Annotated in this window: 5 protein-coding genes and 1 pseudogene; 5 read left to right on the top strand and 1 reads right to left on the bottom strand. The window is 42.7% G+C overall.

From position 1 onward, the window contains the following. The 5 genes from ACUVJL_RS20410 to ACUVJL_RS20390 form a co-directional block, all read left to right on the top strand. Nucleotides 1-225: IS4 family transposase (locus ACUVJL_RS20410; RefSeq protein ID WP_445247499.1), on the top strand; the 225-nt coding region annotated here is incomplete at its 5' end. Nucleotides 226-382: 157 nt separating this feature from the next. Beyond that, nucleotides 383-1,825 carry a protein kinase domain-containing protein gene (locus ACUVJL_RS20405; protein ID WP_445247498.1) on the top strand — a complete coding sequence of 481 codons (1,443 nt, stop codon included), beginning with the start codon at nucleotides 383-385 and terminating at the stop codon, nucleotides 1,823-1,825. A 269-nt stretch (nucleotides 1,826-2,094) separates the two neighbouring features. Next, nucleotides 2,095-2,253, top strand: coding sequence for a hypothetical protein (locus ACUVJL_RS20400; protein ID WP_445247497.1), 159 nt, complete (start codon nucleotides 2,095-2,097; stop codon nucleotides 2,251-2,253). 99 nt (nucleotides 2,254-2,352) lie between these two features. After that, nucleotides 2,353-2,958 carry a hypothetical protein gene (locus tag ACUVJL_RS20395; RefSeq protein ID WP_333106835.1) on the top strand — a complete coding sequence of 202 codons (606 nt, stop codon included), beginning with the start codon at nucleotides 2,353-2,355 and terminating at the stop codon, nucleotides 2,956-2,958. Nucleotides 2,959-3,615: 657 nt separating this feature from the next. Then, on the top strand, nucleotides 3,616-3,882 hold the full coding sequence (locus ACUVJL_RS20390) for a transposase (RefSeq protein WP_445247500.1): 267 nt from the start codon (nucleotides 3,616-3,618) through the stop codon (nucleotides 3,880-3,882). A gap of 32 nt (nucleotides 3,883-3,914) precedes the next feature. On the opposite strand, the pseudogene ACUVJL_RS20385 reads toward ACUVJL_RS20390, so the two are convergent. Further along, nucleotides 3,915-4,368: pseudogene (locus tag ACUVJL_RS20385) on the bottom strand (IS1 family transposase); the annotation flags it as partial. Nucleotides 4,369-4,510: the final 142 nt, after the last annotated feature.

Raw genomic sequence — 4,510 nt, 5'->3', positions numbered from 1 at the left:
CCGAACCCCACTGAATCACCCCCAACTTTAAGTAATTGTATTCGTTGGATTGCGAAACTAGGTGGATTTTTGGGACGTAAAGGAGATGGTGAACCGGGTGTCAAGACCCTTTGGCGAGGATGGCAACGTTTGCATAACATTACTGCTACATGGAAATTAGTTTCTACCCATTCCCCCCCAGATGTCAAGGCTGATTTTGTTAAGAAAGATGTGAGTAAGGCATAGCCTTCTTAAGGGGGGCTAGGGGGGATCTGGGGGTTTGATAGATGCTAAATATCTCGGTAGAAAACCCGGTTTCTCAACCTCACGCGACAACTCAACAAAAATTCCGCCGCCTCAGCTATAATCAAAACCATCATCCCCACATCCTCACATACCCCTCATGAGGCACTGGCCCCCCGGACAACAACTGCACCAAGGCAAATACCTAATCGAAGAAATTCTCGGCGGCGGCGGATTCGGTGTCACCTACCGCGCCCAAAACCGCAAAGAAGGTAAAGTAGTCGCCATCAAAACCCTAAATGCCAACGTTCAAGGTAAGCCAAACTTTCGCGAATACCAAACCAAATTTGTCAACGAAGCTTTATCTTTAGCCCGGTGCAGCCATCCCCACGTCGTCCAAGTTTACGAAGTATTTCCCGAAACGGTGGGAAATATCGAATTGTGGTGCATGGTGATGGAATTAATCGACGCCACTAACTTAGCAGAATATCTCGAAAATAACGGCATTTTGTCGGAAGAAAAAGCTTTGCCAATTATTCAACAAGTGGGAAGCGCGCTGAGTTTTGTTCACCAGCAAGGATTGACTCACCTGGATGTTAAACCCCAAAATGTTATGCTCAGAAAGCGGGGTTTTGAAGCAGTTTTGATTGATTTCGGCTTAGCGCGGCAGGTGACAGCGCCGGGGGAATTGCGAACAAATAGTAATTCCGGTACTGAGTGTTACGCACCAATCGAACTGTTAGAAAAACGCGCCGAACTAGGTGCTTATACTGATGTTTATTCCCTAGCAGCAACGCTTTATGTCATGTTGACTGGTGAGTTGCCGTTTCCGTCGCAATTCAGGAAGCAAAATATTCCTTTAACTCCGCCGAAGCAGCACAATTATGAGATTAGCGACAGGGTGAATGCGGCGATTATGAAAGGGATGGAGTTGGAACCGCAAAATCGCCTGCAGTCGGTGCAGGAATGGTTGGATTTGCTGACACCGAAACCTGTAGCTGCACCAAAACCAGTGGCTGTACCAAAACCAGTGGCTGCACCGAAACCTGTGGCTGCTGAGACTACGCGGGTGATTTCAGCCGTGGGGATGGATTACTATAACTTGCGGGATTTATTAGCAGCAGGAAAGTGGAAAGAAGCCGATAATGAAACGGCGAGAGTGATGTTGAAGGTGGCGGGTATGGAAAAGTACAGATCGCTGGATGTAAAAAGTATTGATAATTTTCCCTGCGAGGACTTGCGAACCATCGACCAACTTTGGGTAAAATACAGCAATGGGCGCTTCGGCTTTTCGGTGCACAAGCGCATCTTTCAAAGTCTGGGGGGAACCAGGGAATATGATAATAAAATATGGGAAGCTTTTGGCGATCAGGTGGGATGGAGAAAAAAGAACGAATGGCTGTTTTACAGAGACCTCACTTTTTCAGAGAAAGCACCTGAAGCTCATCTCCCGGTTTGGGTTTTGGTCTCGCATCCTAGGTATGATAAAGATGGGGATGAAGTTTGGGGTGAGTTAAATATGGCAGGTAGGGGATATACGAGCGTTCGGTGTGGGGGTTTGGTCTCTTCTCTCGCGTCGAGACTTGTAAACTGTAACATCTAAGCGTTTCAGGATTTCATAAAGATTTACAACAAATCCCAAAACCACGAAGCCATGCCCTGTCTAGGTTTCCGACGGGGTTGTCGGGACATAACGAGCAAATAATCAAAGTAAAATCAATCTCAGAAACCGGGTTTCTGCGATAATTTATGTATCATCACCCAGATTGAGGAAGAAACCCGGTTTCTACCTCCCCACTAACAGCTTCCAAACCCCATAACTTAGAAACAAAATTTGTAGTTTGCATCAACAACAAAGACTATCCAGCGTCATTGGAAGTACGAAAAATCTACCAAATAATCCCGGATAATCGTGCTGGGGAACATCAATTAATCCGAGTTATTGATGAATCTGGCGAAGATTATTTGTATCCAGTTGCATATTTTGTACCCATCGCATTGCCACAAGCCGTAGCCGCCGTATTTCCCTAGTGTAAGTTCATAATTACAACAGAAGTAGAGGAAATAGAAATTTTACCAACTATAATTGAATTAATCTAAAATCCAAAATCTAAAATCCAAAATCGATAGATGGCTTACAGTAACTTTTCCCTCAGTGACTTAATCAAACAATTCGGCTTCACTCTCAAAGACAAAAACAACTTATTTGTCAATATCCCCGAAGTCGGATACAGCGAATATCTAGATTTCACCCTCAATTACAACCTCCGAATAGCCAGCGAAATCAACACAGAAAAAGCTCGTTCTGAAATGATTATCACCCCAATTTTACTAGAATTGAGGAGAATGCTAGACGATAAAATTAGCTTGTTTTCCGGTAAAGAGTTTAACGTTGACATAGAAAAAGGGCTGAATGGTGCTTGTGATTTTTTAATCAGCCTGTCTGAGTCTCAAATTGTAATTATGGCACCAGTCATTGCGATTGTTGAAGCTAAGAAAGAAGACTTAATCGGCGGTTTGGGACAGTGTGCAGCGGAGATGTATGCAGCGCAATTGTTTAATCAAAAAGAAGGCAATCAAATTCCCATAATTTATGGTGTGATGACATCGGGCACAGTTTGGAGATTTCTTAAGTTAGAAGGTAATGCTTTAGATGTTGATGTTGCTGAGTATTACATTAAAGATGTAGGGAAAATTTTAGGGATTTTATCAAGTTTGCTGAAAGGAATTGCTTGATTGATAATGAGAACCAGACTTACGCACTCCGACCAAAGAAATCGGGTTTTTATTGAATCTTTCGGCTGGAACCAAATATTGCCCTAAAAAACCCGGTTTCTGAACCCCCATGCGTCCTGGACTATAGCTGTTTGTGTTATGATACAGCACTTCCGGATGTTATGAGGTACAATAGAATCGACTAAAAATAATATACCAATGAAAGCATACTCAGTAGATTTGCGATCCAAAATAGTAGCAGCCCATTTAGAACAGAAGCTGTCGATCAGAAAAACAGCAGAAATATTTGCCTGCAGTAAAAGCTTAGTGCAAAAACTTGTCAAGCAACAAAAAATCGAGGGAAATTTACAGCCCTTACCCAGGGGTAAACCCAGATTCAGTCATTTAAATACTGCGTCAAAACAATTAAGAGAAATAGTGGCAAACCCGATGCAACCTTGGTAGAATTGTGTGAGTTATTCGCCCAAAAGACAGGAAATTGGGTAGGCAGAACAGCAATGTGTAGTGCCTTACAGAAGTTGGGATTAAATCGTAAAAAAAAACAGTCAGGAGTAGTCAAGCAGGCACAGAAACAGTCATGAAGTTAAGATTAGAGTATTGGGAAAAAGTTAAGGATATCGAGCCAAAAAATCTAGTCTTTTTAGATGAGACTGGAGTATTGCTAGGTTTAAGCAGAAGTCATGCTTCCAACTAGGGACTAGAGCCTATGCGGTCAAACCTTTTTATCGAGGCCAAAAAGTCACAGTAATTGGTGCAATTAGTCTCACCCAAGTAGTGGCATTAATGACCATGGACAACTCGATGGATAGCCAAGCATTTGAGGTATTTATCGATCAATGTTTAGTGCCACAATTGTGGTCGGGAGCAGTAGTAGTGATGGATAACTTACCAGCGCATAAAGTAGATTCGGCGTTGCTGAATTAAGGTATGATTTGTGCGGTCAAGGGATGTTTTGGCTACCCGATTTGCCTCGCTTGAGCGCGATTGCAATGATACGATGGATAGGGAACCGGAACATCCCAAAACTTAAGATAATGAATGACTAACCGAATTGAATGTTTGAGCATTTCTCCCGACTTAGAATAGCACAGTGTCTTGCGATGAAGCCGGGCCAAATAATGTCGTAGTCGCGTATTCTCGCCCTCTACTCTAGTCATGTAAGTTTTACAGATAATTTGGTCTCCATCTGGAATAAAGATAGGGTAAACTGGCCATCCATCTGTGATATAAAAGTAACATTTCCAATTGCCAACTAACGCCCATAGTGGCCGAAAAGTTATAGCACTATGAGATCCCAATACCCATCCTAAAATCCCTGGCTGAAAGTGATCTACGGCTGTCGCTCGCCAAATCTTATTTTTTTTTACCAACAAACGTTTCTAGTTCATCAAGTTCTCTCACCAGGGGAATTCAGGGTAAGCTCATCTAATTTGGTATAAATTGTACTTGACAAAAAGCCGCCAATAGGCTCTATATCTGTGCACCGAACTCAAACCTATAATTAAGTTTGACTCTTAACAAAGTCAATCAAGTTGAAACGGAGTTAAAGACA

This window comes from Microcoleus sp. OTE_8_concoct_300 (genome assembly GCF_031383065.1).
GTDB lineage: Bacteria > Cyanobacteriota > Cyanobacteriia > Cyanobacteriales > Microcoleaceae > Microcoleus.
This window is presented reverse-complemented; position numbering and strand designations above follow the sequence as displayed.